28 protein-coding genes, 1 tRNA gene and 1 pseudogene are annotated in these 26,108 nt (G+C 61.7%); 17 read left to right on the forward strand and 13 right to left on the reverse strand.

Annotation, left to right across the window (positions count from 1 at the left end):
- Positions 1–106: 106 nt before the first annotated feature.
- The gene (locus HJC00_RS02715) at positions 107–694 is read right to left on the reverse strand and encodes a hypothetical protein (protein ID WP_210629395.1); all 588 of its coding nucleotides are present in this window, start codon (positions 692–694) and stop codon (positions 107–109) included.
- A 237-nt stretch (positions 695–931) separates the two neighbouring features.
- Here HJC00_RS02715 and HJC00_RS02720 point away from each other — a divergent pair, with 237 nt between their 5' ends.
- Together HJC00_RS02720 and HJC00_RS02725 are read left to right on the forward strand one after the other, a co-directional pair.
- Positions 932–1,357, forward strand: a complete 426-nt coding sequence (locus tag HJC00_RS02720; RefSeq protein ID WP_210629396.1) for a hypothetical protein — start codon at positions 932–934, stop codon at positions 1,355–1,357.
- Positions 1,358–1,548: 191 nt separating this feature from the next.
- Positions 1,549–1,794 carry a DUF982 domain-containing protein gene (locus tag HJC00_RS02725; RefSeq protein ID WP_064707810.1) on the forward strand — a complete coding sequence of 82 codons (246 nt, stop codon included), beginning with the start codon at positions 1,549–1,551 and terminating at the stop codon, positions 1,792–1,794.
- Positions 1,795–1,910: 116 nt separating this feature from the next.
- Here HJC00_RS02725 and HJC00_RS02730 read toward each other — a convergent pair.
- The 3 genes from HJC00_RS02730 to HJC00_RS02740 all read right to left on the reverse strand — a co-directional run bounded on the left by HJC00_RS02730 (position 1,911) and on the right by HJC00_RS02740 (position 5,991).
- Positions 1,911–1,987 (reverse strand) — tRNA-Arg (locus HJC00_RS02730).
- A gap of 123 nt (positions 1,988–2,110) precedes the next feature.
- Complete coding sequence (locus HJC00_RS02735; RefSeq protein WP_210629398.1) at positions 2,111–3,628, reverse strand: ATP-binding protein; 1,518 nt, start codon at positions 3,626–3,628, stop codon at positions 2,111–2,113.
- 365 nt (positions 3,629–3,993) lie between these two features.
- Positions 3,994–5,991, reverse strand: a complete 1,998-nt coding sequence (locus HJC00_RS02740; RefSeq protein ID WP_221163598.1) for a methyl-accepting chemotaxis protein — start codon at positions 5,989–5,991, stop codon at positions 3,994–3,996.
- A 418-nt stretch (positions 5,992–6,409) separates the two neighbouring features.
- On the opposite strand from HJC00_RS02740, the gene rpmH reads away from it, so the two are divergent.
- The 8 genes from rpmH to HJC00_RS02780 all read left to right on the forward strand — a co-directional run bounded on the left by rpmH (position 6,410) and on the right by HJC00_RS02780 (position 12,144).
- Positions 6,410–6,544: a 50S ribosomal protein L34 gene (gene rpmH / locus HJC00_RS02745; RefSeq protein ID WP_008524438.1), complete on the forward strand. Its 135-nt coding sequence runs from the start codon at positions 6,410–6,412 to the stop codon at positions 6,542–6,544.
- A gap of 21 nt (positions 6,545–6,565) precedes the next feature.
- The gene (gene rnpA / locus HJC00_RS02750; protein ID WP_210629400.1) at positions 6,566–6,967 is read left to right on the forward strand and encodes a ribonuclease P protein component; all 402 of its coding nucleotides are present in this window, start codon (positions 6,566–6,568) and stop codon (positions 6,965–6,967) included.
- Complete coding sequence (gene yidC / locus HJC00_RS02755; RefSeq protein WP_210629401.1) at positions 6,967–8,763, forward strand: membrane protein insertase YidC; 1,797 nt, start codon at positions 6,967–6,969, stop codon at positions 8,761–8,763. The genes rnpA and yidC overlap by 1 nt, the downstream gene beginning before the upstream one ends.
- 139 nt (positions 8,764–8,902) lie before the next feature.
- The gene (yihA, locus tag HJC00_RS02760; RefSeq protein ID WP_210629402.1) at positions 8,903–9,556 is read left to right on the forward strand and encodes a ribosome biogenesis GTP-binding protein YihA/YsxC; all 654 of its coding nucleotides are present in this window, start codon (positions 8,903–8,905) and stop codon (positions 9,554–9,556) included.
- Between the two features lie 243 nt (positions 9,557–9,799).
- Positions 9,800–10,009: a cold-shock protein gene (locus HJC00_RS02765; RefSeq protein ID WP_210629403.1), complete on the forward strand. Its 210-nt coding sequence runs from the start codon at positions 9,800–9,802 to the stop codon at positions 10,007–10,009.
- A gap of 130 nt (positions 10,010–10,139) precedes the next feature.
- A complete protein-coding gene (locus tag HJC00_RS02770; RefSeq protein WP_210629404.1) occupies positions 10,140–10,364 on the forward strand; it encodes a hypothetical protein in 225 nt (74 codons plus the stop codon).
- A 195-nt stretch (positions 10,365–10,559) separates the two neighbouring features.
- On the forward strand, positions 10,560–10,835 hold the full coding sequence (locus HJC00_RS02775; protein WP_210629405.1) for a hypothetical protein: 276 nt from the start codon (positions 10,560–10,562) through the stop codon (positions 10,833–10,835).
- 232 nt (positions 10,836–11,067) lie between these two features.
- Positions 11,068–12,144: a sensor histidine kinase gene (locus HJC00_RS02780; RefSeq protein ID WP_210631701.1), complete on the forward strand. Its 1,077-nt coding sequence runs from the start codon at positions 11,068–11,070 to the stop codon at positions 12,142–12,144.
- A 113-nt stretch (positions 12,145–12,257) separates the two neighbouring features.
- On the opposite strand, the gene HJC00_RS02785 is transcribed toward HJC00_RS02780, so the two are convergent.
- From HJC00_RS02785 to HJC00_RS02795, 3 genes are all read right to left on the reverse strand, one after another.
- Entirely contained in the window at positions 12,258–12,815 is a 558-nt protein-coding gene (locus HJC00_RS02785) for a fasciclin domain-containing protein (RefSeq protein ID WP_221145835.1), read from the reverse strand.
- Between the two features lie 126 nt (positions 12,816–12,941).
- Positions 12,942–13,661 (reverse strand): anti-sigma factor domain-containing protein, encoded by a 720-nt coding sequence (locus HJC00_RS02790; RefSeq protein ID WP_210629407.1) that lies wholly within the window; start codon positions 13,659–13,661, stop codon positions 12,942–12,944.
- Positions 13,658–14,197, reverse strand: a complete 540-nt coding sequence (locus HJC00_RS02795) for a sigma-70 family RNA polymerase sigma factor (protein ID WP_210629408.1) — start codon at positions 14,195–14,197, stop codon at positions 13,658–13,660. The genes HJC00_RS02790 and HJC00_RS02795 overlap by 4 nt, the downstream gene beginning before the upstream one ends.
- Positions 14,198–14,342: 145 nt before the next feature.
- Here HJC00_RS02795 and argB point away from each other — a divergent pair, with 145 nt between their 5' ends.
- Both argB and HJC00_RS02805 read left to right on the forward strand, forming a co-directional pair.
- Positions 14,343–15,230 (forward strand): acetylglutamate kinase, encoded by an 888-nt coding sequence (gene argB / locus HJC00_RS02800; protein WP_210629409.1) that lies wholly within the window; start codon positions 14,343–14,345, stop codon positions 15,228–15,230.
- Between the two features lie 557 nt (positions 15,231–15,787).
- Positions 15,788–16,936 carry an alpha-hydroxy acid oxidase gene (locus tag HJC00_RS02805; RefSeq protein ID WP_210629412.1) on the forward strand — a complete coding sequence of 383 codons (1,149 nt, stop codon included), beginning with the start codon at positions 15,788–15,790 and terminating at the stop codon, positions 16,934–16,936.
- A 66-nt stretch (positions 16,937–17,002) separates the two neighbouring features.
- Here HJC00_RS02805 and HJC00_RS02810 read toward each other — a convergent pair whose 3' ends face one another.
- Together HJC00_RS02810 and HJC00_RS02815 are read right to left on the reverse strand one after the other, a co-directional pair.
- Positions 17,003–17,773, reverse strand: coding sequence for an isocitrate lyase/phosphoenolpyruvate mutase family protein (locus HJC00_RS02810; protein WP_221163599.1), 771 nt, complete (start codon positions 17,771–17,773; stop codon positions 17,003–17,005).
- On the reverse strand, positions 17,770–18,843 hold the full coding sequence (locus HJC00_RS02815; protein WP_221163600.1) for a bifunctional transcriptional activator/DNA repair enzyme AdaA: 1,074 nt from the start codon (positions 18,841–18,843) through the stop codon (positions 17,770–17,772). Before HJC00_RS02815 ends, HJC00_RS02810 begins: the two co-directional genes overlap by 4 nt.
- A gap of 103 nt (positions 18,844–18,946) precedes the next feature.
- Between HJC00_RS02815 and HJC00_RS02820 the strand changes: the two genes are divergently transcribed.
- Positions 18,947–19,663 (forward strand): pyrimidine 5'-nucleotidase, encoded by a 717-nt coding sequence (locus tag HJC00_RS02820; RefSeq protein ID WP_210629415.1) that lies wholly within the window; start codon positions 18,947–18,949, stop codon positions 19,661–19,663.
- A gap of 108 nt (positions 19,664–19,771) precedes the next feature.
- Positions 19,772–20,389, forward strand: coding sequence for an EF-hand domain-containing protein (locus tag HJC00_RS02825; RefSeq protein WP_221163601.1), 618 nt, complete (start codon positions 19,772–19,774; stop codon positions 20,387–20,389).
- Between the two features lie 58 nt (positions 20,390–20,447).
- Here HJC00_RS02825 and HJC00_RS02830 read toward each other — a convergent pair whose 3' ends face one another.
- Entirely contained in the window at positions 20,448–21,311 is an 864-nt protein-coding gene (locus HJC00_RS02830; protein ID WP_221153756.1) for an LOG family protein, read from the reverse strand.
- Between the two features lie 194 nt (positions 21,312–21,505).
- On the opposite strand from HJC00_RS02830, the gene dapD reads away from it, so the two are divergent.
- The 3 genes from dapD to HJC00_RS02845 all read left to right on the forward strand — a co-directional run bounded on the left by dapD (position 21,506) and on the right by HJC00_RS02845 (position 24,244).
- Positions 21,506–22,366: a 2,3,4,5-tetrahydropyridine-2,6-dicarboxylate N-succinyltransferase gene (dapD, locus tag HJC00_RS02835; protein ID WP_085776755.1), complete on the forward strand. Its 861-nt coding sequence runs from the start codon at positions 21,506–21,508 to the stop codon at positions 22,364–22,366.
- Between the two features lie 101 nt (positions 22,367–22,467).
- Positions 22,468–23,661 (forward strand): succinyl-diaminopimelate desuccinylase, encoded by a 1,194-nt coding sequence (dapE, locus tag HJC00_RS02840; RefSeq protein ID WP_210631702.1) that lies wholly within the window; start codon positions 22,468–22,470, stop codon positions 23,659–23,661.
- Positions 23,648–24,244 carry a hypothetical protein gene (locus HJC00_RS02845; protein WP_210629418.1) on the forward strand — a complete coding sequence of 199 codons (597 nt, stop codon included), beginning with the start codon at positions 23,648–23,650 and terminating at the stop codon, positions 24,242–24,244. The genes dapE and HJC00_RS02845 overlap by 14 nt, the downstream gene beginning before the upstream one ends.
- Before the next feature lie 18 nt (positions 24,245–24,262).
- Here the strand turns inward: HJC00_RS02845 and truA are convergent, their stop codons facing one another.
- The 3 genes and pseudogenes from truA to HJC00_RS02860 form a co-directional block, all read right to left on the reverse strand.
- Positions 24,263–25,063, reverse strand: coding sequence for a tRNA pseudouridine(38-40) synthase TruA (gene truA / locus HJC00_RS02850; RefSeq protein WP_221153754.1), 801 nt, complete (start codon positions 25,061–25,063; stop codon positions 24,263–24,265).
- Positions 25,063–25,998 carry a methionyl-tRNA formyltransferase gene (gene fmt, locus HJC00_RS02855; protein WP_210629420.1) on the reverse strand — a complete coding sequence of 312 codons (936 nt, stop codon included), beginning with the start codon at positions 25,996–25,998 and terminating at the stop codon, positions 25,063–25,065. The genes truA and fmt overlap by 1 nt, the downstream gene beginning before the upstream one ends.
- 20 nt (positions 25,999–26,018) lie before the next feature.
- Positions 26,019–26,108 (reverse strand): annotated as a pseudogene (locus HJC00_RS02860) (type II toxin-antitoxin system VapC family toxin); the annotation flags it as partial.

Here is a 26,108-nt window from a genome sequence, read left to right on the forward strand (position 1 = left end):
CGTCACGCTCCACGCCGGGAACCCCCACCAAAATCTATATAGCACCTCGGAATCCCGAAATAGGCTGCGGCGTTGAAATCAATGCGTTTCCGCTCAGCCGAAAAGCTTACGAAGCGCGGCGAATTTCGGAATCCCGAAGCGGACGAATTTCGGGATCCCGAAGCGAGGTTTTTTTCTTCCGGCCGAGGCGGCCGCGTTTGTCGGCGGCGATTTTGCGGTCGGTCTCGGACCATTTCCGGCACCTTTCCGCCGTGCACCGCTTCCACTCGTCGGTCGGCGGCGCGCCTTCAAGGTCGCCGACGAAGGTGAGCGTGAACAGGTTGGGATGGGCGACCCCGCTTCCGGCCCGGCCGCGGCGGACCTTTACGAGCCCCTTATATTCAAGCTCGTCGAGCGCATCGGCCACATATTCTCCGGTGACGCCGTAGGAGACGAACTGGTGATGCGTCACGACAAGCCTGCCATTCTGCAACGCGGCATGCGAGAGGTGCTCGATGACGATGCGGAAGAAGGCGCGGCAGGCATTCGCACTCAAGGTGGTAAAGGCCGCCGATTCCAGTAGCTGGATCGTCAACCATTGCCATCGCAGGCTGCCGTCATCGCTGGCGCTCGGCGGCGCGGTGTGTTTGCGCACCAGCGATCGCGTCTTGCCGGAACTGGTGCGGCTCTTGTCACGAGAGTTGAATTCCGCCATCAGCCCCTCGCCCCGGCTGCGAGCACGTCCTTCCGGCAAGCAGCAGAAGAACTGGTTTTTTCCCGCATGCAGAGGGAAAGACCCGCCCAAGCGCCCACTGCGCCAATCGCTACAAAATTCTTTGACATTCAACATTCCATGGTTGCAACAGCGTGCAATCTAGCGTAAGAACGTTTCAAGAACTAGGAAAATAATCTTAGGATTCGGATTAGACCCGATCACCGTTTGGAGGGCAGGATGCGAATGATCTGCATGGGGGAAAAGTTCATGGTGGGTTACAGCAGCCGATTGCTGGCATTGATTTCGCTCTTGCTGGGAAGCGCCGTCCAGGCGTTTCCCTGCGATCAACCGATCACGATATCGAATTGGTCGTTCTGCGCGACCGGCAATGTGAGCGCTGAGGGCGGCGCCGCTGATTGGAAGGTCGTTCCTGCATGGACTCGCGAGCAAGCCATAAGCGCGTATTTCGGAAACGATCCGCGGCTTCTGGCAAACCACGGGCTTTGCAATGCCAAATTCCATCGCGTCGTCCTCTGCCAGCCCGGATGGCAAACGGGCAACCCGGATGCGTGCTCATATCTGGTTTGCAGCGGCTTTTACTCCGCCGTGTTCGGGAAGGAAGAAAGGGAAGCCTATGAGAGAGAGCATCCGAACGCTCAATAGCTTTGCCTTGCTGCCTTGCGGCAAAGACGGCAGCGGCCGACGAGAAGCGGCGGCCGGAAATAAATATGCCGGCGTTTCAGTAAGCAGCTCACTGCTCCGGAAAACGTCTCGTTCAGACGGCATCTCGACACGCCGGAACAATTGCCTTAGGCGAGCAGGTGGCCGAGAAGGCGCAGCGGAGATCCTGCATTATGCAAACCCTATGGAAGAAGCCGGTGACGCTTGCCCTTGAAGGGCCGGATCAATGGGTGGTCATCCAGACGACCCAGGCCGCAACATGGGCGCTGATCGAAGACTGGCCGACCGAAGAGGGCCCTGCGCTCGACAGAGCGTGTGCGGTTTGCGCCGATGTCATATCTGGGAAACGAAGCCGGGAAGAGGCGCGGCAGGCGTTCATCGAGGCTGCGATCGAAGCCGGGATTCCCATCAAGGAATGAGGCGGCCGCCCCAGCTATTGTTCACGCCTCCAAGGAGGCGAGGCGAGGAGCGAAGCGCTGATTGGAGCGGCACCGATTTCGGGCGCCTGGAACTTTGCTGATGCATTTGGGAAGAATGGCGCACCCGAAGAGATTCGAACTCCTGACCCCCAGATTCGTAGTCTGGTGCTCTATCCAGCTGAGCTACGGGTGCGTGCAAATTGCGGCGGTGCCGCTTGCGTGGGCGATCCTCTAAAGGGTCCTTTCGGACATTGCAAGAGCATTTCGAAAAAAATCGCGTCTTTGCCTGCTTGCGGCCGCGCCGGCTGAAATTCCGTCACTTCTCGCCATGCGTCCGGTTGCGGTAATCGTCCAGCGAAACCGGGCGATCGGGGATCTCGATGCGGAATTGGGTGCCGACCGTCGGCTTTTCCACCAGCGCGATCGTGCCGCCATGGGCGAGCACCAGTTCGCGGGCGATGGTCAGGCCGAGGCCGGTGCCGCCGGAACGGGCCGAGCCGCGGAAGGCGGCAAAGAGGTTCTGGCGCGCCTTCAGCGGCATGCCGGGGCCGGTATCGTCCACGGTGATGCTGACGACGCTGCCGACACGCTGGGCGGAGACGGTGATGCGCCTGATGGCGCCGGGGCCGCCCTCGCCCGGTGATGTCAGCGCCTGCAGGGCGTTGCGGCAGAGATTGTGAATGACCCGGAAAAGCTGCTCGCCGTCGGCATCGATCTCGAGATCGGCAGCGAACTGTTCGACAAACTCGATGCCGCTTTGCGGATCGATCGCCAGCATGTCCCTGACGTCCTGCGTGAGTGCCAACAGCCGAACATGGCGGCGGCGCGGCGCCGATTCGCTCGCCTTGCCGTAGGACAGCACCTCCGTCGTATAGCCGACGGCGCGGTCGATGGTGCGCAGCAGCTTCGGCGCGAAGCTCTTGACCATCGGATCATCGACATCGACGAGCCGGTCCGACATCAGCTGCGCGGAAGCCAGGATATTGCGCATATCGTGATTGATCTTGGAAACGGCGAGGCCAAGAGCGGCAAGGTTCTTCTGCTGCTTCAGCGTCTTCTGCAGCTCCATCTGCATCGAGGTGAGATTGCGGCCGGCCACCGCCAGCTCGTCACGGCCGCCGTCTCCGATATAGATGTGGGCCGGGTTCTCGGGATCGGAGGAGAATTGCTGCATGCTGCCGGTTAGCCGGCGAATCGGGCCGATGAGAATGCGGTTGATCGCAAAGAAGATCAGCGTCGCCGTGAAGAGCGAAATCAGCACCGAAAGCAGCAGCACGTTGCGGGAATAAGCAAACATCGCCGTGCGCAGCGGCCGGTCCTTCATGACAACCTCGACGCCGACCTTGTTTTCGCCGACGGGGCCGTAAACGCGGATCATCCTGCTGCCGCCGAAGATCAGGGTATCGAGCGCGTCGCGGATCGCCGTCAGCGGCGGCACGTCGGTGAGATCGTAGGATTCGTCGACGGAGGTCGGCATGTCGGTCGTCGCCAGCAGCCGCGAAGTGCCCTCCTTGCGCAGCACGATCGCCTTGGTGCCGGTCGCCTCCAGCGTTTCCTTCTGCAGGGCGCGCGGCAGCTCGATCGGCTGCAGCCCGTCGATGACGATGGCGGCGGCGGCGGCCGTGTTCAGCCTGTCCTGCAGCCAGCGCATCCGCATGCTGGCGACCGAGGGAAAGAAAATCAGGATCTCGGCGAGCATGATGAAGACGACGGTGAGCCAGAGCAGCTTGCCAGACAGCCCGCCGAACAAGCCGGACGGACACCGCCCCTTGGCAGCCTCGCCGGCCGCCGGGATGTCAGCCGAAGGATCTTCGCCCTGGTCTCGAACCGGCATGGTCATCTCGCCCGATCGGCAGCGCTCGCCGCCCTCACCGTAGGGTTCTTATATTAGACCAAGACGCTCCGCTTTCAAATCTTTGCGAGCAGCGTCACCTCGTCACAACAAAACGCCGCCCGGGGGCGGCGTCGTGCTTTCGTTATGTTGGTGCAGTAGCTCTCTGGTTGGCGCAAGGGGCAGCCCCTCATCCGCCTGCCGGCACCTTCTCCCCACTCGCGGGGCGAAGGGAATATGCCGTGATCTCTCCGTCCGTCGCCAACCTCTCGTGGGGCACGTCCCCTCGCCCCATTTTACGGGGAGAGGGCGAGGGTGAGGGTGAGGGGCAAAAGCCAGGCATTGGAAAAGTCTTCTATTATGGAAAATCAGAACTCTTCCCAGCTCTGTTCGGCCGGGGCGGAACTGCCGCCGAAGGCGCGGGCGACCTTGGCGATCGCCCGGCGGGCGGGCGAGGCAACCGGCTGCCTGTGCGGCTCGTTGCGCACAAGCGCCACGGGCGCCGCCGCATCCGACAGCTTGAAGCGGGCGATGAGATGTACCAGCCCATTGGCTTCGGCCGAAAGCCGGTGCGTGGCGGCAGAGGTTTCCTCCACCATCGCGGCATTCTGCTGGGTCACCTGATCCATCTGGTTGACGGCGGTGTTGACCTCCTTGAGGCCGGTCGACTGTTCGACCGCGGCCGTGGCGATCGAATGGATATGGTCGTTGATGGCGATGACGCGGGTGCCGATTTCGGACAGAGCCTCACCGGTCGCCTGGACGAGCTTGACGCCGACCTGCACCTCGTCGCCGGACTTGGTGATCAGCGCCTTGATGTCCTTGGCGGCCGTCGCCGAACGCTGGGCGAGTTCGCGCACTTCCTGCGCGACCACCGCGAAGCCCTTGCCGGCCTCGCCGGCGCGGGCGGCTTCGACGCCGGCGTTCAGTGCCAGGAGGTTGGTCTGGAAGGCGATCTCATCAATGACGTTGATGATCTGGCTGATTTCGCGCGAGGCCTGCTCGATGCGGCCCATGGCCTCGACGGCGTTGCGGACGACGACGCCGGAGCGGCCGGCATTTTCCTTGGCTTCGGACACCATGACGGTTGCTTCATGCGCCCGCTCGGTCGAGTTCTGGACGACGGCGGTAATCTCGTCGAGTGCCGCAGAGGTCTGTTCGAGCGCTGCCGCCTGCTGCTCGGTGCGCTTCGAGAGGTCGTCGCTGGCATTGCGCAACTCGGCGGTGTTGCCGTTCATCGCTTCGGTCGTCTCGCGCACTTCGCGCATCGTCGCCTGCAGCGTTACGAAGCTGTTGTTGACGTTCTGCTGCAGCTCGGCGAAGGCGCCCTGGAAATTGCCGTTCATCGTCTGGGTGAGGTCGCCTTCGGCAAGGCTTGCGATGACGCGCCGGGTCTCGCCGATGCCGGCATCGACGCTCGACAGCAGCGTGTTGATATTGCCGGCGAACTGATTGAGGTTCTCGTCCTGATAATCCTTGTCGATGCGATGGCTGAAATCGCCGGCCGCAGCCGCGGCCACGACGACGGACATGCTCGACTGCAGGTCATCGCTCTTGGCGCGCATCGCCGCCTCTTGGGCGTTCAGGCGCTTGACGGCAAGGCCGTTCTCCTTGAAGACCGCCACCGCGGCGGCCATCTCGCCAATTTCGTCCTTGCGGCCGGCAAAGGGAACCTCGGCGTCGAAATTGCCGTTGGCGACCTCCTTGATCGCGTGGGTGACACGCTTGATCGGGCGGCTCAGATGGCTGGTGCCGATATAAAAGCCCATGCCGATGCCGACCGCGATGCCGATGCCGGTAATGCTGAGCACGAGCATCAGGACCCAGGAGCGGAAACTTTCGATCTCGGCGTTGACGGCTTCGAGCGCTGCCTTGTCGGTCGCGACGACCGCGTCGATTTCAGCCTGGAAGGCCTTGCGGTTGGCGCGATTGGCCTCATTGTTGCCCTGCTGGCTGGCGGCCTCGGGCCCGACTTCCGTGCCGAGGCGGGCCGTTTCCGTGCGGAAGGTGCGGAATTCGGCGGCGCGGGAGACGAGCTTGGCGAAATCGGCCTTCTCGCTTTCCGGAACGAGCGGCGCCCAGCCGGCGATGACCTTATCGATCTCGTCGAGAGCGGCCGTGATGCCCTTGGCGAAATTCTGCGTATCCTTGATCGTCTTGGCCGCATAGATGCCGCGCGATTCCATGACGACCGCGGTAACGAAACGGTTGAGGCGCTCGCCGGCATAGGCGCGGGCGGCGGCCTGCTCGTAGGCCGTGAGGTTGCGGCTGTATTCGTGCATGGCCGACAATGCCGTTGCGCCGATCAGAAGCGCCACCGCGCCCATCACGCAAACCAGCAAATTAATTTTCCCGCGGATCTTCAATGCAGTGCCTCCTAGCTACCCCAAACTGCCTGGAAAGCAAATTCCCAGCCGATGAGCCGACTATCGGCGAAATTCCTTAAAGTTGGATTTCTAATATTTACGATTATGTCACTGAGAATGAGCGATGCCGGCGCCCGCCCCGAACGCAAGTCGCTGAAAATCATGATTTTCTATCGCGGCTGCGACAAAGTACAACCTGTCAGAGCAAAGCAAACTTGTTAACACTTGCGTGCGAAAACCAAGCGCCGATCAGCATTACCAGTGAAATGATCTGATATAATTGACTTTGGCGGCCTTCATCCGTATAAGCCGCCGCACGTCCGGTCACCCAAGGCCTTCATGGCCCGCCCGTTCGAAAAACAACGCTCCTTGCATCATGCAAATTCAAGAAGGGCCGCACTCCGCGGTGTTTAAATAAATGAAGCGTACCTACCAACCATCCAAGCTTGTTCGCAAGCGTCGCCACGGCTTCCGTGCGCGCATGTCCACGAAGGGTGGCCGCAAGGTCATCGCTGCCCGCCGCGCGCAGGGCCGCAAGCGTCTCTCGGCTTAAGGCCGGGTTGCCCGAGAAGAGATGGCGGGCGAATTGACGACCAGTGAGAAGAAACACACTGTCGGGCGGCTGAAAAGCCGCCCGCAGTTTCTTGCCGCGCGCGAAGGCGAAAAACGCCGCGGCGGCCTCTTCCTGCTCGAAGTGCTCGACCGGAAGGAACCCGACAGCCAGGCGCGCGTCGGTTTTACAGTCACCAAAAAACATGGCAACGCGGTCGAACGGAACCGTATGCGCCGCCGCCTGAAAGAGGCGGTGCGGCTTCATGCGGGATTTGCAATGCAGCCCGGACACGACTATGTGGTTGTCGCGCGCAGGGACGTACTTGATGCGTCCTTCCAGGAATTGGCCGCGGAGCTGAAGCTTCGCGTGGAAACCAGGCCGAAACACCGGCGCTCCGGAGACGGACGCCCCAGGAACGTATGATGGAAAACAACCGCAATTATTTCATTGCGATCGCTCTCTCGGTGCTGATCGTCCTCGGCTGGCAGTTTCTCTATATGAATCCGCGCATCGAAGCCCAGCGCAAGACGCAGGAAGCCCAGAAGGCGCAACAGCAGACCGAGCAGACGCAGCAGCCTGCGGCAGGCGGCGGCCAGGCACCTGCCCAGACGACCGGCGCGGCCCCGTCCGGCCAGGCGGCCGCGACGGCGACGCGCGAGCAGGCGCTCGAAAAGACGCCGCGCATCGCCATCGATACTGCTGCGCTTTCCGGCTCGATCAACCTTGCCGGCGCCCGGCTCGACGATCTGAAGCTCAAGGGCTATCACGAGACCGTCGACGACTCGAGCCCGACCATCACGCTGTTCAGCCCGGCCGAAACCAAGGATGGTTACTTCACGGAGCTCGGCTATATCGGCAGCGACGCCACGGGCACCGTCCCTGGTCCGTCGACGCTGTGGACGGCTCCGGAGGGCGCCAAACTCACCGAGAAGACACCGGTGACGCTCTCCTATACCAATGACAAGGGCCTGACCTTCACCCGCACGATTTCCGTCGACGAGCGCTACATGTTCACCGTCGTCGACAAGATCGAAAATACCGGCCAGGCGCCCGCCTCGCTCTCCTCCTACGGCCGCGTGATGCGCTACAACAAGCCGACGACGCCGTCCGTCTACGTCCTGCATGAGGGCTTTATCGGCGTCATCGGCGACGACGGCCTGATCGAAAGCAAGTATAGCGCCGTCGAGAAAGAAGCCGTGTCGCCGGCGAAATCCACCGGCGGCTGGCTTGGCATTACCGACAAATACTGGGCGGCGACGATCGTTCCGCCGCAGAGCGCTGCATATGAGGCGAAATTCTCTTATTTTTCTGACGGTCAGCCGCGTTATCAGGCCGACTACAAAGATGACGCCTTCACAGTTGCGCCAGGTCAGTCGATCGAGCTCAAGAACCTCGTTTTCGCCGGCGCCAAGGAAGTGCCTGTTATCGACGGCTACGAGGCCTCCTATTCGATCCCCAAGTTTGACCGGCTGATCGACTGGGGCTGGTTCTATTTCATCACCAAGCCGATGTTCAAGCTGATGGACTTCTTCTATCGCTTCTTCGGCAATTTCGGCGTGGCGATCCTGTGCACCACGATCGTCGTCAAGGCGCTGTTTTTCCCGCTCGCCAGCAAGCAGTACGCTTCGATGGCGAACATGAAGCGCATGCAGCCGAAGATGGAGGAGCTGAAGGCGAAATTCGGCGACGACCGCATGGCGCTGCAGCAGGCGACGATGCAGCTCTACAAGGACGAGAAGATCAACCCCATCGCCGGCTGCTGGCCGGTGGCGCTGCAGATCCCGATCTTCTTCTCGCTCTACAAGGTGATCTACATCACCATCGAGATGCGGCACGCGCCTTTCTTCGGCTGGATCAAGGACCTTTCGGCGCCCGATCCGACGACGATCGTCAATCTGTTCGGCCTGCTGCCCTTCGAGGCGCCGACCTTCCTGCATCTCGGTGTCTGGCCGCTGATCATGGGCGTCACCATGTTCCTGCAGATGCGCATGAACCCGACGCCACCCGATCCGACGCAGGCAATGATCTTCAACTGGATGCCGCTGGTGTTCATGTTCATGTTGGCAAGCTTCCCGGCCGGTCTCGTCATCTACTGGGCCTGGAACAACACGCTCTCGGTGATCCAGCAGTCGGTGATCATGAAGCGCCACGGCGTGAAGATCGAACTCTTCGACAATCTGAAGGGTCTGTTCCGACGAAAGACGGCGCCGTCGAAATGATGCCCACAAGCCCCGCTCCGGCGGGGCTTTTCATTTCCGGCCGCCTCGTACGCAAGACGCTGCCCGCCTGAAAGCTTGACATCCGCCCGTAAAACCACGAAGCCGACAGAAGACCGAACCCCGAGATTGCCGAGCCCGCATGCCTGAAACCGAAAAGCCGCTCTTCGGCCACCCATGGATCTTTATCCGCGGCGTCCCGTCGCTCAACTTCCTGCCGCCGGAAGGACCGCCTGAAGTCGCCTTCGCCGGACGCTCGAATGTCGGCAAGTCGTCGTTGATCAATGCGCTGGTCGGCCAGAAGGGCCTGGCGCGCACATCGAACACGCCGGGGCGCACGCAGGAGCTCAACTATTTCGTTCCGGACGGTTATTCCGGCGAGGCCGGCGACCTACCGCCGACGGCAATCGTCGACATGCCGGGCTATGGTTACGCGCAGGCGCCGAAGGAGCAGGTCGACAAGTGGACCAAACTCGTCTTCGATTATCTGCGCGGCCGTGCGACGCTGAAGCGCGTCTACGTGCTGATCGACAGCCGCCACGGCATCAAGAAGAACGACGAGGAGGTGCTTGATCTGCTCGACAAAGCGGCCGTCTCCTACCAGGTGGTGCTGACCAAGACCGACAAGATCAAGGCGCCGGCCGTGCCGAAGCTTCTTGCTGAAACGGCGGAGAAGATCCGCAAGCGCCCGGCCGCCTATCCCTATGTGCTGTCCACCTCGTCCGAAAAGGGCGACGGACTCGATGATTTACGCCAGGCGATCGCGGAAACTGTCGGGATAGCAAACTGGAAATAACGATCCGACCTCCATGCACTCGCTGAAACAGCTAAAAGTTTATTTTACCATCAAACAGAAAAACTAAAGGTTGACGCGCCGGAATAGGCGACCTATATAGTGCTTATCGAATTTTGCTTGCTGGCTTGGTTATCGCGCGATTAGCACCGCGGCCTGAACGAACTTCCTTTCAAAAATCGTTACCACCATCCGCATCGCGTTGACGCCTTGCGGTTTCTCAATATTGCTATGAAAGGGTTCATCATGACCACTGGCACAGTTAAATGGTTCAACTCCACCAAGGGCTTCGGCTTCATTCAGCCCGACAATGGCGGTGCTGACGCCTTCGTTCATATCTCCGCCGTCGAGCGCGCTGGAATGCGCGAACTCATCGAAGGCCAGAAGATCGGCTTCGATCTCGAGCGAGACCACAAGTCGGGCAAAATGTCCGCTTGCAATCTCCAGAAGGCTTAAATCGGTATCTGCTTCCCTTTGACCACGGATGTACTGGCACTGCCGGAAGCACCGATTCATTTAAGGCCGGGCAATCTGCCTGGCCTTTTTGTTTTCGCTCGCAGTCGAGCCCTTCAATATCGGAGAAGAAATGACAGAAACATACAGCAAATCGCGTCAACGGGCGGAGATCGCCTTCGGCAACATCCAGTCCCAGTTTTTCGCGAAGAACAAGGCGATGGAAGAGCTGGAATCCAACGCCCAGTCGCAACAGGCAAAGACGATGCGATTGCGGGAAGCACGGCTGGCGAAGCAACGCGACGATCGCGCCTCGGCCATGTCTGCTCTCCTTGCGAAACGCGCCAAAGCCTTCTGATCACCGGAAAAAGGTCGCTGCGAGCCCTATGCGGCTACCCGCAGACATGCCGATCTGCGCCGGTTCTCGCGCACGAACCGCACCGCATCGCACCGTCCGACGCAACTTTCAAGAGGAAGTATTCGCGGGTTCAAAAAGCGGCAACAGGACGGGCAGAACCGTGCTGACAGTTCACTCATATCAAAGGACACCGCAATGGCAGAGGATACGAAGGAACTCCAGTCGATCAATACAGCATGGCAGATCGCCATCCAGGAGATTTTGCGCATGGTGATCCGAGACATGTATCATGGCGGCGGCGAGGCGTCGTTCAAGTCGCATATCAAGCGCATAGAGGAGGCAGCCGTAGACAGTATTTATACGGATTTGCGGCTGCGCGGGACGGACGAGTGGACGGAAGTTCTGGTCAAAGAAAGGGCCAGCAATTTTGTCACCACGCTACTGACCTCGTTCACTTTTGACCGGGCGTAAGCTCGCGACCGACGCTGACGCATGATCTTGCGGCCAACAGAGGCCTGCCGACCAGTAACGTCGACCGCCGCGTTCACGGCAGCTGCAGAGCATCGAGATCCCTGACAGTTGCAGCATTTGAACACCGGCTGTTTAGACGTGCGACATCGATTGTGCTTGCGCCATCGCAGTTTTTGAAGCAACGCTTGATCTCATGCTGTTGAAGCGCAGCGGCGTCCGCGAGAAACCATCCATGACTGACAGCAAAGACGAAGCCCTTTCGCCAGAAGGCGTCGGCAACCTGCCCCATCTTGCCGAAGCCCTCGATGACGATCGGTTTCGACACTTTCTCGATCATGTCCCATTTGCAGTGGCGGTCTCCGAGCTCGGCACCTGTGAAAAGCTAATTTACGTAAACCTCGAATTCGAACGGCTGACAGCGCTGACCGCCAGGCAGGTGGAGGGGAAACGCTGGACGGACATCGAGGTGAATTGCAGTGCAGTCTCCGGGGAGACAACGCTTGCAGCCGCTGTGACCACGGCGGAGGAATATATTGGCGCCTTCTCGCTCGTGGCAGAACCGGAAAGCGATGTGACTATCGACGTGTGGTCAAACACGATCGTCAATGATGATGACGTCCCGCTTTTCCGTCTGGTCGCCTTCGCTGCCCGCAATGAGGTGACGGGTGGCCAGAGCTTCAGCGAGCTGCTGGCCGAGAAGGATGTCCTTCTGCGAGAACTTCAGCATCGTGTGAAGAACAATCTGCAGATGATAACGGCGCTGATCCGAATGGAAGCGCGTAATGCTCAAAAGAACGAGGAAAGCGAGCGGTTTGCACGTCTTGCGGGTCGGATCGAAGCCTTGGCTCTGCTTTACCGCGCACTGTCGGACGAAGACAAAGGCGCGATGATCGATCTCGGCAGCTATGTGAGCCAGATCGCCGCGTCGGTCATGGCCGCCCACGCTGTGGAAGGGATCCGAATCGACATGAAGGTGGACACCTGGCCGGTTTCCGTGAACGTGGCAATGCCTGCCGGACTCGTCGTTAACGAGCTCCTGACCAACACATTCAAGCATGCCTTCGTAGGGCGGGATGGCGGAGAGATCATGCTGCGTTGTGTCGTCAGCGACACCGGATGCAGGATCACTGTCGCCGATAACGGGGTCGGCCTTCCTGAGAATGTGCCTTGGCCGAACCCCGGAAAACTGAGCGCCATGATCATCCAGTCCCTGAAACAGAACGCCCGCGCCCAGGTCGAAGTCAGCTCTTCCCCCGGCAGGGGAATGAGTGTCTCGCTCGCGTTCCCAAGAGTCGAAGCGGCCCAATAGCTATATCAGCGGCGCCGCCGCTCCATTAGCTAGCGGAACCGCTAGACGCTGGGCACCATTCGCAGGTGGTTTGGAGCGCGCCCGAAGAGCGCGCCCTCCGCCGATACACACACTTACATCTTCGGCAGCAGAACCTTGTCGACGACGTGGATGACGCCGTTCGACTGCTTGACATCGGCGATGGTCACATGGGCGACAGTGCCGTTTTCGTCGGTCAACGTGATCTTGCCCATATCCTCCCTGGCTTTGATCACGCAGCCGCCGACCGTCGTGATGTCGTGTTCACCGCCGTCATCCTTGATCATCTTGGCGACGGTCCTCGCCATCGCGTCGGCCGCCACCACGTGGCAGGTCAGAACCTTTGTGAGCGTCGCCTTGTTCTCCGGCTTCAGCAAAGTATCGACGGTGCCCTTGGGCAAGGCGGCGAAAGCCTCGTTGGTCGGCGCAAAAACGGTGAAGGGCCCTTTGCTCTCGAGCGTGCCGACGAGACCGGCAGCCTTGACGGCGGCGACCAGCGTCGTGTGATCCTTGGAGTTTACGGCATTTTCGACGATGTTTTTGGTTTCGAACATCGCAGCGCCGCCGACCTTGGGGTTCTTCGCATAAGCGGCGAAGGCCACGGCTGAAATGGCAGCCGCGAAGGTGAGGCCGCGCAACAAATTTTTGGTCATGATTTTCTCCTCTGGCCGGGCACTGTCCGCCGGCTTTATGCCTGAGCGTCGTCCCGACATTTCGAACTACGAAAGGCAGCGCCGAAGAGTTTCAGGCAGGAGAGATGATTTTCGTTCTAGCCAGCGTTATGGCCGGTGCACCGTGCCGCTCGCGATGACCGGACCGGTCGCCTGCCCCGTCGGCGAACCGCCGAAAGGTTCGAGGCTGACGGCAAGGTTTGCGCCGTCGGCAAGATTCTTGCGCAGTTCGGCGGGAATGACGAGCTCGCCGCTTTCGCCCGGCTGGAAGACGCCGAGCGATTTCGGCACGCCACTGCCCGGCACCAGCCAGAGTTCCAGCGACTTCTCCTCCGGCTTGCCGGCTGCGACCGGCACGATCTTCAGCCGACCGCTCTGGATCTCGTAGGAGGCGCGGAGATTGATGGCGTTGTTTTGGCCCGAAAGTTCGGCGACCAGCGGTGCCGGCCCCTGCGGCTGGGGTACGAGGCCGGAGGCGAAGATGACGGCGCTGACGGCAACGACGATGCAGGCGAAGGCCAGTGAGCGCCAGAAGACCGCCGAATTCCACAGTCCCTGCGAAAAGGATCCGGGCTTTCCGGCATCGCCGAACAACCGAGACTCGATCTGCTTGAAGGTTTCCCGGCTCGGCGCGACGCCGTCATATTCGTCGTTGAAGGCGGAAAGGTTGGTTTCCCAGCGGCTGACGATGGCGGCAAAGGGCCGATCGTGGCGCATGCGTTCTTCCACCACCCGGCGATCCTGCAGCGATAGGACGCCAAGCACATATTCGCCGGCGAGAACCTCGTCGCGGGAGCGGTCTCCCTTGCTTTTGTCGGGCGATGTCATCGTTCCATGCACTCTCTCAGTTTCAAGAGGCTGCGCCTGAGCCAGGTCCGCATCGTGTTCAGCGGAACGCCGAACTGATCCGCCAGTTCCTGATAGCTCAGCCCTTCGACATAAGCCCGTTTCACCGCGACCGCACGATCAGCTTCCAACTCTTCCATGCAGGTGTCAATCCGCCTTCCTTCATCCTTCGTCACCGTCTGCCTTTCCGGGTCGGGTGCGGCATCGGCAAGATCGTAGGCGCTGTCGATTTCGTCGGCGACGGGCTTGCGCGCCCGCAGCGCATCGATCGACCGGTTGCGGGCAATCGCCGAGAGCCATGCCGAGGACGAACCCGCGGCTGCCTGGAAGCCTCGGGCCCTCTGCCAGATGCTGATATAGACTTCCTGCAGGGCCTCCTCGGCTTCCATGCGATCCTTCAAGATGCGCAGGCAGATCGCAAAAAGTTTCGGTCCGGTCTGGTTGTAGAGAGCCGTAAAGGCCGTGCGGTCGCCAAGCGCGACGCGGCCGATCAGGTCTGCAATCTCATCGCCTTGCATGCAGTTCCTCATATCATGCTCACGTATGCCGGACGGTCAGGGCCACCGGCTCCGCGCCAGATACGAAAAACTATTGCCCTCTGGATTATTCCCTCTGTCAGAAACTTGCGATAAAAGGCCCGCGATCAACTCCTGCGGGGTCCCCATGAACGAGTCCGAAAGCGAAATCCAGGCACGTCTTCTCGCCCAGGCGCTGCCTTTCATGCAGCGTTATGAAAACAAGACGATCGTGGTGAAGTACGGCGGCCATGCGATGGGCAATCCCGAGCTCGGCAAGGCCTTTGCCAGCGATATCGCGCTTTTGAAGCAGTCGGGCGTCAACCCGATCGTCGTTCACGGCGGCGGCCCGCAGATCGGCGCCATGCTGACCAAGATGGGCATCGAATCGAAATTCGAAGGCGGGCTTCGCGTTACCGACCAGAAGACGGTCGAGATCGTCGAGATGGTGCTCGCTGGCTCGATCAACAAGGAGATCGTCGCGCTGATCAACCAGACCGGCGAATGGGCGATCGGCCTTTGCGGCAAGGACGGCAACATGGTCTTCGCCGAAAAGGCGCGCAAGACCATTAAAGATCCGGATTCCAACATCGAGCGGGTGCTTGATCTCGGCTTCGTCGGCGAAGTGGTCGAGGTTGACCGCACGCTGCTCGATCTGCTCGCCCGCTCCGAGATGATCCCGGTCATCGCGCCCGTGGCGCCGGGGCGCGACGGAGCCACCTACAATATCAACGCCGACACTTTCGCCGGCGCCATAGCCGGCGCGCTCAACGCCACCCGTCTGCTGTTCCTGACCGACGTGCCCGGCGTGCTCGACAAGAAAGGTCAGCTGATCAAGGAGCTTTCCGTCGCCGAAGCGCATGCGCTGATCGCCGACGGCACGATCTCAGGCGGCATGATCCCGAAGGTCGAGACCTGCATCGATGCGATCAGGGCCGGCGTCCAGGGCGTCGTCATCCTGAACGGCAAGACCGCCCATTCCGTCCTGCTCGAGATTTTCACCGAGCACGGCATCGGAACGCTGATCGTTCCCTGATCAAGGCTGCGCCCCTCAGCGGAACGAAGGGCGCATCTTTTACACGCCGCGCACGGGCGCAGCGGCTGCCCAGCTCGTCCCTCCTCCCCGCGCTCGTTTATCCGGTGACCCGACGGCATAGGATTTGCCGGAGCAAGGTAGCGTAGCTTCTGCATCGGCTGCGTCGGAGATGAAGCGCCAAAGCCCAAGAGAGCCTCACCCCGGCCCCCGAAGGGGCCTCGAAGGGCGAGGCGGGTGCTCGGACGATTGATGAATGCAAGGAGCGGCGTTGGCGCGTGTCCTTCGAGGCTCCGGCCTTCGGCCTGCGCACCTCAGCAGAGGGAGGTTGGTGGGTGCCGCGTCCATGAAGAGATTGCCCGATGCCGCGGCTATGAGATGTATGCGGCGCCGGAATAGAGGTGTTGGAAGATGCCGTGGTTGTCGATCTTCGCGCGGATCCATCGCCCCTAAATGACGATATCCCGTTCGAGAGGTCGCAAATCGTATAATGAAGCCTTGGCAAGATTTCGAATCGTGCTTTAGGTTGCGGCCCGAAATATAAACGGGTCGAGCAAAAGATGCGCCTTACAGACTGCTATAATTTCCACGATTTCCGGCGCATGGCCAAACAGCGTCTTCCCGGGCCGATCTTCGACTATATCGATGGTGCCGCCGATGACGAGGTGACCTATCGGCGCAATAGCGCGGCCTTCGAGGCTTGCGATCTGGTGCCCGACGTCTTGCGCGGCGTGGCCGAGGTCGACATGTCGGTGACGGTCATGGGGCAGAAGCTCGCCATGCCGGTCTATTGCTCGCCGACGGCGCTGCAGCGGCTTTTCCATCACCAGGGGGAACGGGCGGTCGCGGCGGCAGCGGCAAAACACGGCACGATGTTCGGCGTCTCCTCACTCGGCACGATCAGCCTGGAGGAGGCCAGGCAGATCAGCGACGGGCCACAGGTCTATCAGTTCTATTTCCACAAGGACCGCGGGCTGAACCACGAAATGATGGCGCGGGCGAAAAATGCCGGTGTGCAGGCGATGATGCTGACGGTCGACAGCATCACCGGCGGGAACCGCGAGCGCGACAAGCGCACCGGTTTTGCCATTCCCTTCAAGCTCAATCTCGCCGGCATGATGCAGTTTGCCATCAAGCCGTCCTGGGCGATCGACTGGATGACGCATGAGGCGTTCCGGCTGCCGCAGCTCGAAAACCACGTCAAGATGGACGGCGGCGCGCTGTCGATCAGCCGCTACTTCACCGAAATGCTCGACCCCTCCATGTCATGGAACGACGTGGCTGACATGGTGCAGGCCTGGGGCGGGCAATTCTGCCTGAAGGGCATCATGTCGGTTGAGGACGCCAAGCGCGCGGTCGAGATCGGCTGCACCGGCATCGTGCTTTCCAATCATGGCGGACGCCAGCTCGACGGCTCGCGCAGCGCCTTCGACCAGCTCGCCGAGATCGTCGATGCCGTCGGCGACCGCATCGACGTGATGATGGATGGCGGCGTGCAGCGGGGAACGCATGTTCTGAAGGCCCTGTCGCTCGGCGCGAAGGCCGTCGGCCTCGGCCGCTACTATCTCTTCCCCCTCGCCGCTGCCGGACAGCCCGGCGTCGAACGTGCGCTGGAGACGATGCGCACCGAGATCGAGCGCGACATGAAGCTGATGGGCTGCACCTCGGTCGACCAGCTGACGCGGCGCAATCTGCGCTTCCGCTCTTGAGCGCAAACGCGATGTCGCTGCGGGCCGCAACCTTTCGTGCGGATGCGGCCCTCGAGCGTATTGGCTTCAGAGCTGGCTATAAATCGCCGCCGCCGCCTGCTTCAGCTTTTCCATCATCGACCGGTAGGGTCCCGGCCCATAGCTGATGCGGCCGACGCCGAGCTTTGCCAGGGTTTTCACATCGGGGGCGCCTGCCCGCATCATGATGTTGACCGGCAGCGACGATGCCGCGCAGATCTTTTCGATCAAGGCGGGCTCGATCAGGCCGGGCACGAAGAAGCCGCTGCCGCCCGCTGCCGCATAGGCCCTGCCCCGCTCGATCGCCTCATCCACCAGGCCGGCATGTTTGGAGAGATCGCTCTCGGCCAGAAAAAGGTCGGTGCGGGCGTTGATGAAGAAGGCGATGTCCCTGCCGTCGGCCATGGCGCGAATGGCGCGGATGCGGGCCGCCTGACTCTCGACAGGATAAAGTCCGTCGCCCGAGACCACACGGTCCTCGAAATTGATGCCGATGGCGCCGACCTCCATCAGCTCGGCGACATTGGCGGCCGCCCTGTCAGGATCTGCGGAATAAGCGCCTTCGAAATCGACCGAAAGCGGCAGGTCGACGGCATCGGTGATGGATTTGGCCGTCTCCACAAGCACCGACATCGGCAGTTTCTCGCCGTCGGCAAAGCCGTGGGCGGCGGCGACCGACCAGCTTCCCGTCGCAAGCGCCTTGGCGCCGGCATCGGCAATGGCCTTTGCCGTGCCGGCGTCCCAGATATTGTAGAGCACGATCGGATCGCCCTTCCGGTGAAGCGCGGCGAATGCCTTGGCCTTTTCAGTCTGGTTCATGCTGTCTCCTCCATCCTTGCTTGCGTACTGATCTTCTCTTCATGCCGCAGCAGCCATTGCTTGCGCCAGAGCCCGCCGCCGTAACCGGTCAAGGAACCATCGGCACCGAGGATACGGTGACAGGGCACGATGATGGCAAGCTGGTTGGCGCCATTGGCGCGGCCGACTGCACGCACGACCTCCGGCCTCTCCATCTCCCTGGCGAGATCGCCATAGGCGCGCGTCTGCCCGAGGGGGATCTCCATCAGCCTTGCCCAGACATGCTTTTCGAAGGGCGTGCCGCCAAGCGCCAGAGGCGTCCTGAAGACGGTCAGCCGACCTTCGAAATAATCGCGGATATCCGCCTCGATCTGATCGATCACCGGGGTGCGGCCGATCGCGACGGAGGAGCGGACGCGCTTCTGCAGCACTACCAGTTCGCTCGGCAGCGCCTTGCGATCGTGAAATTCGAGAAGATGCAAGTGTGTTTTGTCGGCGACCGCGATCATCGGTCCGAGCGGCGTATCGAACCAATCGGCAAAGAGCAGTTCGCGATTCTGCGAGAGCGCCGGCGCCTTGCCGACGAGCCGCTGGAACGCCGACCGGAAACCGCTCGACGATTCGTACCCGGCGTCGATCTGGGCATCGATGACACGCGCCCCATCCGCCAGCTGCCGGGCCGCTTCTCCGAGCCTGATATAGCGGACGATGTCATGGAAGGTCATGCCGAGCGCCCGCTTGAAGGCGCGCCGCACGGTCGAGGGATCATGGCCCCGGCGCACGAGCTCATCCTCACTCCAGCGAACCTCCGGCTCGTCGTCGAGCGCGGCAAGCAGCAGATCGACGACCGGTTCCCTGTCGGGCTGCTCCAGCGGCCTGCAGCGCCGGCAGGGGCGGAAGCCGGAATGCATGCAGGCGGCAATCGTCTCGAGGAAGAGCGTGTTTTCCCGCTTCGGCTTGCGCGCCGGGCAGGTCAGGCGGCAGAAGATGCCCGTCGTCTTCACGCAGACATAGGCTTGGCCCTCATAATCGGCGCTGCGCGCAATCAGGGCATCATAGAGCGTATCGTCGTCGGGGCGTTGGAAAAGCATGTGCGCTTTCTAACATCCAACGCCGGCCGCGTCCGCCGAAAATCGGGCGTCTATTTTTTCTTGTCGATTTCCTTGGGCGAGCAGCCGTGCGATAAGGGCGGCCATGACCAAGATCGACCGTACGCCTGAAAAAGCCGATTTCGAACACGTGACAGACTGGGTGTTCGACCTCGACAACACCCTCTATCCCCATCACATCAATCTTTTCGCGCAGATCGACAAGAACATGACCGCCTATGTCGCGGCGCTGTTACAGATGGAACGGGAAGAAGCGCGCAAGCTGCAGAAGCAGTATTATCTCGACCACGGCACGACGTTGCAGGGCCTGATGATCCATCACGGCATCGACCCGAACGACTTCCTCGAAAAGGCCCATGAGATCGACTATTCGGCGCTGATGCCACAGCCCGAACTCGGAGAAGCGATCAAGGCGCTGCCGGGGCGCAAATTCATCTTCACCAATGGCAGCGTCAAACATGCCGAAATGACCGCCGGAGCGCTCGGCATTCTCGAGCATTTCGACGATATCTTCGACATCGTCGCCGCCGATTACGTGCCGAAGCCGGCGCAGGCGACCTACGACAAGTTTGCGGCGCTAAAGCGCGTCGAAACGAACAAGGCGGCGATGTTCGAGGATCTGCCGCGCAATCTGACCGTGCCGAAGGCGCTTGGCATGCAGACCGTGCTGCTGGTGCCGCGCAATCTGGAAGAGACCGTCGTCGAATGGTGGGAAAAGACCAGCGGCGACGAGGATCACATCGATTTCGTCACCGACGACCTCGTTGCATTTCTCGGCAAGGTGACCAGATCCGGCGGCTGACCGCCAGGTTACGAAAGTTTCACCCAACTTACCGATGTTTAACTGGGTCTTTGAGGCCCGCTGCCGTAGCGTCTTTCGTGAGGGGACACCTTACGAAAGGGAAATACGATGTACCGCAACAAGCCGATACTGGCAGCGCTCTCCTCCGTCCTTATCTTCGGCGTCGCAGCCGGGGCAAGCTTTGCCGCACCGGGCGACGGACCGCGCCCGCATCATGCCGGCATGGACCGACCGGGCCGCGACGCCTTCCTTGAAATCACCTATGTCCGCATGCTCAAGGAGTTCGACGCGAACAAGGACGGAAAGGTCTCCAAGGAGGAGGCGAGCAGCGGCCTCGACAAGATCTTCGCTGCGATCGACACCAACAATGACGGGTCGCTGACGCCCGGCGAAATCCGCCAGTACCGCCAGACGCAGCTGCAGGCGATGAGAGATCAGCACAAGCAGGACGCCGGCGACGAGAAGGACGCGAACGCCGCGCCCGACATGCCGGACAGCGAATCCGGGCGGCCGCCGCGCGACGGCCATGATGGTCATCGCTGGATGCGCCACGGCGGCAACATCATGCACGCCTCGATGATGATGCATCGGATCGACACCGACGAAAACGGCCAGATTTCCAAACGGGAGGCGGTCGCCGCCTTCGACAAGCTGTTTACGCGGATGGACCGCGACAAGGACGGCGTCATCTCGATCGACGACATGCCGGATCGGCCGCTGCTGTAAGGGCGGACGAACCATTGCCCTTGCTCTTTCCCCGTTGCGACGGGGAAAGAGACGTGTCTTACGAGTGTTCGTAGAAATCCTGGACGATCTTCCATGCGGCGTCGGCGGTGTCGACGAAGCTGATCAGCTTGACATCGTCGGGTGCGATCGTGCCGAATTCGGCCAAGGCCTCGAAATTGATGATGCGGCGCCAGAAGGCCTCGCCGAAAAGGATCAGCGGCAGACGTTCCATGCGGCCGGTCTGGATCAGCGTCAGGCATTCGAAGAATTCGTCGAGCGTTCCGAAGCCGCCGGGAAAGACCGCGATTGCCTTGGCGCGCACCATGAAATGCATCTTGCGAATGGCGAAATAGTGGAAGTTGAAGCTGAGTTCCGGCGTGACATAGACGTTCGGAGCCTGTTCGTGCGGCAGCACGATGTTGAGACCGATGGAGGGTGCGCCCTCGTCGGCCGCACCGCGATTGCCCGCCTCCATGACGCCGGGGCCGCCGCCGGTGACGATGACATATTCCTGGAAATCGAAGCCCGCCGAATATTTCGAGCAGAGCCGGGCGAATTTGCGCGCTTCGTCATAATAGACGGAGGCCGCCTCCAGATTGGCGCGCTGGATCTCGTTGCGCGCCGCCCAGGCGCTCTGGCCGGGAGCGGGAATGCGGGCACCGCCGAACATGACGACGGTCGAGCGGATGCCGCGTTCGGTCAGCATCATCTCGGTCTTCAAGAGTTCCAGCTGCAGCCGGATCGGCCGCAACTCCTCGCGGCAGAGGAAATCCTCGTCGACATAGGCGAGGCGATAGGCCGGCGACAACGTCTGCGGCGTCTTCGGCACGGCTTCTGCGCGCTGCCTGTCGGTCGAGCTGCTCTTCAACGGGTCCCATACGCCGTCCTTGCGCCGCGAACCGCCGTTTCGTCCCTTTGCCATGTCGAAATGCCTTTCAGTATTGCCGGCCGTGAAACCGGATATGTCGCTATAACGCCTTGAATCCAGGTATGATCTTGTTCGAAAAATCATTCCGTTCTACGGGTGCATGCTGTAGAGCAGGACAAACCCACGCCGATCGCATCTCCGGAGACTCCGCCGTCTCCACGATAAAGATCGAAGTTTAAGGAATTCTCATGAGCGCCACCGACCTCGCATCCCTGGAAAAGACCATCGAAGCGGCCTTCGACAATCGCGACAATGTGAACGTGTCGACGAAGGGCGAGGTTCGTGATGCGGTCGAAGCGGCCCTCGATCTGCTCGATTCCGGCAAGGCCCGCGTCGCGACCCGCGGCGCCGACGGTGCCTGGACGGTCAATCAGTGGCTGAAAAAGGCGGTGCTCTTGTCCTTCCGCCTCAACGACATGGAGGTGGTCAAGGGCGGCTCCGGCAACTCCACCTGGTGGGACAAGGTTCCCTCGAAGTTCGAGAATTGGGGCGAAAACCAGTTCCGCGCCGCGGGCTTCCGCGCCGTGCCGAATTGCGTCGTGCGCCGCTCGGCCTATATCGCCCCGAATGCGATCCTGATGCCCTCCTTCGTCAATCTCGGCGCCTATGTCGGCGAAGGCACGATGGTCGACACCTGGGCGACGGTCGGCTCCTGCGCGCAGATCGGCAAACACGTGCATCTCTCCGGCGGCGTCGGCATCGGCGGCGTGCTGGAACCGATGCAGGCCGGCCCGACCATCATCGAGGACAATTGCTTCATCGGCGCCCGTTCCGAAGTGGTCGAAGGCTGCATCATCCGCGAAGGCTCGGTGCTCGGCATGGGCGTCTATATCGGCAAGTCGACCAAGATCGTCGATCGCGCCACCGGCGAGGTGATGTACGGCGAGGTGCCGCCCTATTCGGTCGTCGTCGCCGGCTCGATGGCCTCGGCCAATGCGACGATGGCAAACGGCCAGCCGGCGCCACACCTCTACTGCGCCGTCATCGTCAAGCGCGTCGACGAACAGACCCGCTCAAAGACCGGTATCAACGAGCTGCTCAGAGATTGATGACACCGGGGCATTGATCCGGTAAACAGGCGACGTCTTTTTGGGCGAGGCGGCCTCGCCTTGCCATGTCTTTGCCATTCCCGCCGGATAGTTCGACCGCCATGACCGCTACCGATCCCGTCGCCAATCTGCAGACGCTGATTCGCTGCCCCTCCGTCACACCAGCCGAAGGCGGCGCGCTGACGGCGTTGGAAGCGATGCTCGCACCGCTCGGCTTCAACGTCGACAAAGTGAAGGCGAGCGAAGAGGGAACACCCGACATCGAGAACCTCTATGCCCGCCTCGGCGGCGACGGACCGCATCTGATGTTTGCCGGCCATACCGATGTCGTGCCGGTTGGCGATGAAGCTGCCTGGACGCACCCGCCTTTTGCCGCGGAGATATCAAAGGGCGAGCTCTTCGGACGCGGCGCCGTCGACATGAAGGGCGGCATCGCCTGTTTCGTCGCCGCCGTCGCCCGCCATATCGAAAAACACGGGCCGCCGGCCGGCTCGGTCTCTTTCCTGATCACCGGCGACGAAGAAGGCCCGGCGATCAACGGCACGATCAAACTGCTGCAATGGGCGGCGGAGCGCGGCGAACGCTGGGACGCCTGCCTTGTGGGAGAACCGACCAATCCGGACCGGCTCGGCGACATGATCAAGATCGGCCGGCGCGGCTCGCTGTCGGGCAGGATCATCGTACACGGCGTTCAGGGCCATGCCGCCTACCCGCACCTTGCCGACAATCCGGTGCGCGGCATGCTGCAGCTGACGCAGGCGCTGATGGATCCGCCTTTCGACGGCGGCACCGACGATTTCCAGCCGTCGAACCTCGAAGTGACGACGGTCGATGTCGGCAATCCTGCGACGAACGTCATTCCGGCCAAGGCATCGGCAAGCTTCAACATCCGCTTCAACGACAGCTGGACCGTCGAAACGCTGCGCGCCGAAATCCTGCGCCGACTCGAAGCCGCCGCCGGCCATGGCCAGTTGCGTCCGGGCCGCGAGCCGGTCAGATACGATATCGTCTGGGCCGACCGGCCAAGCCATGTCTTCCTGACCCGCAACAACGCCCTGATCGCTTCGCTGTCGTCTGCCGTCGAAAGTGTGGCCGGCCGGTCCCCGGCGCTTTCGACCACCGGCGGCACGTCGGATGCGCGCTTCATCAAGGACTATTGCCCGGTCGTCGAGTTCGGCCTGGTCGGCCAGACGATGCACATGGTCGACGAACGCGTCACTGTTGCCGATCTGGAGACGCTGACGGCGATCTACGAGACTTTCATCGACCGCTGGTTCGCCCATGCCGGGTCTTAGGGAAGTCCAGTATTACTTGGCCGGCCTCTGGCTGCTGATCCGGATGGATCCGCGCGGCTTCCGCTTCCTCGATCTGTCGGAGCGCGGCGTCAACCGATCGTTTTGGGCAATGGCCTGGTGCCTGCCGCCGATGGGCATTTCCTGGCTCTGGTGGCGACAGGCCTTCCTGCGGTCGATGCCGCCGGAGGCCGATGTCGACTTTGCCTTCTACATCAGGCTCGGCCTCGTCGAGGTCGCCAACTGGTTCGTGCCGCTGGTCTTTGCCGGACTGCTGCTGCTTGCCTTCCGCATGGGCGAGCGCTTCGCCCCCGTCGTCGTCAGCGTCAACTGGCTCGGCGTACCGCTCTCCTATATCAACGGTCTGCTGCTGGCTCTGGTGTTCTTCCTGCCCGGCACCGTCGGCCTCGTCTCGCTGCTGCTGCTCGCCTTCATGCTGGCGCAAGTCTTCGCTTTGGCGCGCATTCTCAGAATGATCTGCCACGATCACGCGCTGATGGTCGGGGCGCTGACGCTGGTGCTGCTGGTGCCGTCGATGATCCTTTCGGAATATCTGCAGCACTTCCTCGGCATTTATCCGGCCTGACCAGCCTCGGCGGAGGCTTTACGACAGATCATCGTCGTTTTCATCGGCGGGCCTGCGCCGGTCGGTGATCACCTCGGGATAATCCACCTGCATGAAATAGAGCCCTTCGGGCGGCGCCACCGGGCCGCAGGCCTTGCGGTCGCGCGCCTCCAGCGCTGCCTGCACATCTTCGGGCGTCCATTTGCCTTCGCCGGCGAGCTTCAGCGTGCCGGCGAAGGAACGGATCTGGTTGTGGAGGAAGCTCTGCGCGGTGGCGCGGATTTCAATCAGTTCGCCGCTGCGCGTCACATCAAGCCGGTCGAGCGTGCGCACCGGGCTGTTCGCCTGACAATGGGTGGAGCGGAAGGTGGAGAAGTCATGCCGGCCGACCAGCTTCTGGGCGGCGGCGTGCATGACTTCGTGATCGAGCGCCTTCGGCACCCACCAGGCCTTGCCGGCTTCGAGCGCCAGCGGCGCCCGGCGGCTGACGATGCGATAGAGGTAATGGCGCCGCAGCGCCGAAAAGCGGGCATCGAAAAAATCGGGAACCGCCTCGACGTCGAGAATGGAGACACGCTCGCCGGCAAGCCTCAGATGCGCATTCAACGCGTTCTGCAGCTTGTAAGGCGACCAGGCCTTGGAAAGATCGGCATGGATCACCTGTCCCATGGCATGGACGCCGGAATCGGTGCGGCCGGCGCCGCGGATCGGCACGGTCTCGCCGGTCAGCGACAGTACTGCCGCCTCAATCGCCCCCTGCACCGAGGGCCCATTCTCCTGCCGCTGCCAGCCGACATAGGAGCCGCCGTCATATTCGACGGTCATGCGGAAACGCGGCATCAGGAAAGCCTCGTGCCCGCCGCAAGCGGCGTGCCCCTGAGGAAATCGGCCGCGGCGAGCGGCTTGCCGCCTGCTTTTTGCAGCCGTGTCAGCCGCACTGCGCCAGAGGCGCAGGCGACGACCAGATCGTCGGTCAGCAACTGTCCGGCCGTCCCCTGCCCCTCAGCCAGCTCTGAGCCCAGGACCTTCACCCGTTCAGGCCTGCCGCCGATCTCAAGCTCGAACCAGGCGCCCGGAAACGGCGCCAAACCGCGGATATGGTTGTGCACATCCCGCGCCTGCCTGGCGAAGTCGATGCGCGTCTCGGCCTTGTCGATCTTGGCGGCATAAAGCACGCCGTCTTCCGGCTGAGGCGTCAGTGGCAGGTCGTTCATTTCAAGCTTCACCATGGCTTCCGCCATCGCCTTGGCGCCGACCTGCATCAGTCGGTCGTGCAGTTCGCCTGCCGTCATGTTCGGGCCAATCTCGACCTCGCGGGTCAGCGCGACAGCGCCGGTGTCGAGCCCCTTGTCCATCTTCATCACCATCATTCCGGTCTTTGCATCGCCGGCCATGATCGCCCGCTGGATCGGTGCGGCACCCCGCCAGCGCGGCAGCAGCGAGGCATGGCCGTTATAGCAGCCCTCGCGGGTGCCGTTCAAAACCGCCTCCGGCAGCAGCAGCCCGTAGGCGACGACAACGGCGACATCGGCCTTGAACGCGGCAAACTTCTCGTGCTCCTCTGGATCCTTGAAATTGACCGGCGTGAAGACCGGCAGACCGAGCAGTTCGGCCGCCTGATGCACCGGCGATTTCTGCAGATCGAGCCCGCGCCGGCCCCCCGGCCGCGGCGGCTGCGTATAGACGGCGACGATGCTATGGCCGGCATCGACGAGCAGGCGCAGGGTCGGAACCGAGAACTCCGGGGTTCCCATGAAGATGATGCGAAGAGACATTTTATCTCGCCAGTTGAGGATCAGCCGTCTTCAAACGGGTTTACGAGCTTGAGATCAAGCCCCTCGAAATCTCTGGTCCTGCGGGTGGCGAGCAGTGCGCCGTTCCCGAC

It is taken from the genome of Rhizobium sp. NLR22b, assembly GCF_019685295.1.
Lineage (GTDB): Bacteria > Pseudomonadota > Alphaproteobacteria > Rhizobiales > Rhizobiaceae > Rhizobium.

Bases quoted from the DNA above. Each gene is read 5' to 3' on its own strand.
- HJC00_RS02715 (WP_210629395.1), bottom strand. From the start codon at position 694: ATGGCGGAATTCAACTCTCGTGACAAGAGCCGCACCAGTTCCGGCAAG.
- HJC00_RS02720 (WP_210629396.1), top strand. From the start codon at position 932: ATGCGAATGATCTGCATGGGGGAAAAGTTCATGGTGGGTTACAGCAGC.
- HJC00_RS02725 (WP_064707810.1), top strand. From the start codon at position 1,549: ATGCAAACCCTATGGAAGAAGCCGGTGACGCTTGCCCTTGAAGGGCCG.
- HJC00_RS02735 (WP_210629398.1), bottom strand. From the start codon at position 3,628: ATGCCGGTTCGAGACCAGGGCGAAGATCCTTCGGCTGACATCCCGGCG.
- rpmH (WP_008524438.1), top strand. From the start codon at position 6,410: ATGAAGCGTACCTACCAACCATCCAAGCTTGTTCGCAAGCGTCGCCAC.
- rnpA (WP_210629400.1), top strand. From the start codon at position 6,566: ATGGCGGGCGAATTGACGACCAGTGAGAAGAAACACACTGTCGGGCGG.
- yidC (WP_210629401.1), top strand. From the start codon at position 6,967: ATGGAAAACAACCGCAATTATTTCATTGCGATCGCTCTCTCGGTGCTG.
- yihA (WP_210629402.1), top strand. From the start codon at position 8,903: ATGCCTGAAACCGAAAAGCCGCTCTTCGGCCACCCATGGATCTTTATC.
- HJC00_RS02765 (WP_210629403.1), top strand. From the start codon at position 9,800: ATGACCACTGGCACAGTTAAATGGTTCAACTCCACCAAGGGCTTCGGC.
- HJC00_RS02770 (WP_210629404.1), top strand. From the start codon at position 10,140: ATGACAGAAACATACAGCAAATCGCGTCAACGGGCGGAGATCGCCTTC.
- HJC00_RS02775 (WP_210629405.1), top strand. From the start codon at position 10,560: ATGGCAGAGGATACGAAGGAACTCCAGTCGATCAATACAGCATGGCAG.
- HJC00_RS02780 (WP_210631701.1), top strand. From the start codon at position 11,068: ATGACTGACAGCAAAGACGAAGCCCTTTCGCCAGAAGGCGTCGGCAAC.
- HJC00_RS02785 (WP_221145835.1), bottom strand. From the start codon at position 12,815: ATGACCAAAAATTTGTTGCGCGGCCTCACCTTCGCGGCTGCCATTTCA.
- HJC00_RS02790 (WP_210629407.1), bottom strand. From the start codon at position 13,661: ATGACATCGCCCGACAAAAGCAAGGGAGACCGCTCCCGCGACGAGGTT.
- HJC00_RS02795 (WP_210629408.1), bottom strand. From the start codon at position 14,197: ATGCAAGGCGATGAGATTGCAGACCTGATCGGCCGCGTCGCGCTTGGC.
- argB (WP_210629409.1), top strand. From the start codon at position 14,343: ATGAACGAGTCCGAAAGCGAAATCCAGGCACGTCTTCTCGCCCAGGCG.
- HJC00_RS02805 (WP_210629412.1), top strand. From the start codon at position 15,788: ATGCGCCTTACAGACTGCTATAATTTCCACGATTTCCGGCGCATGGCC.
- HJC00_RS02810 (WP_221163599.1), bottom strand. From the start codon at position 17,773: ATGAACCAGACTGAAAAGGCCAAGGCATTCGCCGCGCTTCACCGGAAG.
- HJC00_RS02815 (WP_221163600.1), bottom strand. From the start codon at position 18,843: ATGCTTTTCCAACGCCCCGACGACGATACGCTCTATGATGCCCTGATT.
- HJC00_RS02820 (WP_210629415.1), top strand. From the start codon at position 18,947: ATGACCAAGATCGACCGTACGCCTGAAAAAGCCGATTTCGAACACGTG.
- HJC00_RS02825 (WP_221163601.1), top strand. From the start codon at position 19,772: ATGTACCGCAACAAGCCGATACTGGCAGCGCTCTCCTCCGTCCTTATC.
- HJC00_RS02830 (WP_221153756.1), bottom strand. From the start codon at position 21,311: ATGGCAAAGGGACGAAACGGCGGTTCGCGGCGCAAGGACGGCGTATGG.
- dapD (WP_085776755.1), top strand. From the start codon at position 21,506: ATGAGCGCCACCGACCTCGCATCCCTGGAAAAGACCATCGAAGCGGCC.
- dapE (WP_210631702.1), top strand. From the start codon at position 22,468: ATGACCGCTACCGATCCCGTCGCCAATCTGCAGACGCTGATTCGCTGC.
- HJC00_RS02845 (WP_210629418.1), top strand. From the start codon at position 23,648: ATGCCGGGTCTTAGGGAAGTCCAGTATTACTTGGCCGGCCTCTGGCTG.
- truA (WP_221153754.1), bottom strand. From the start codon at position 25,063: ATGCCGCGTTTCCGCATGACCGTCGAATATGACGGCGGCTCCTATGTC.
- fmt (WP_210629420.1), bottom strand. From the start codon at position 25,998: ATGTCTCTTCGCATCATCTTCATGGGAACCCCGGAGTTCTCGGTTCCG.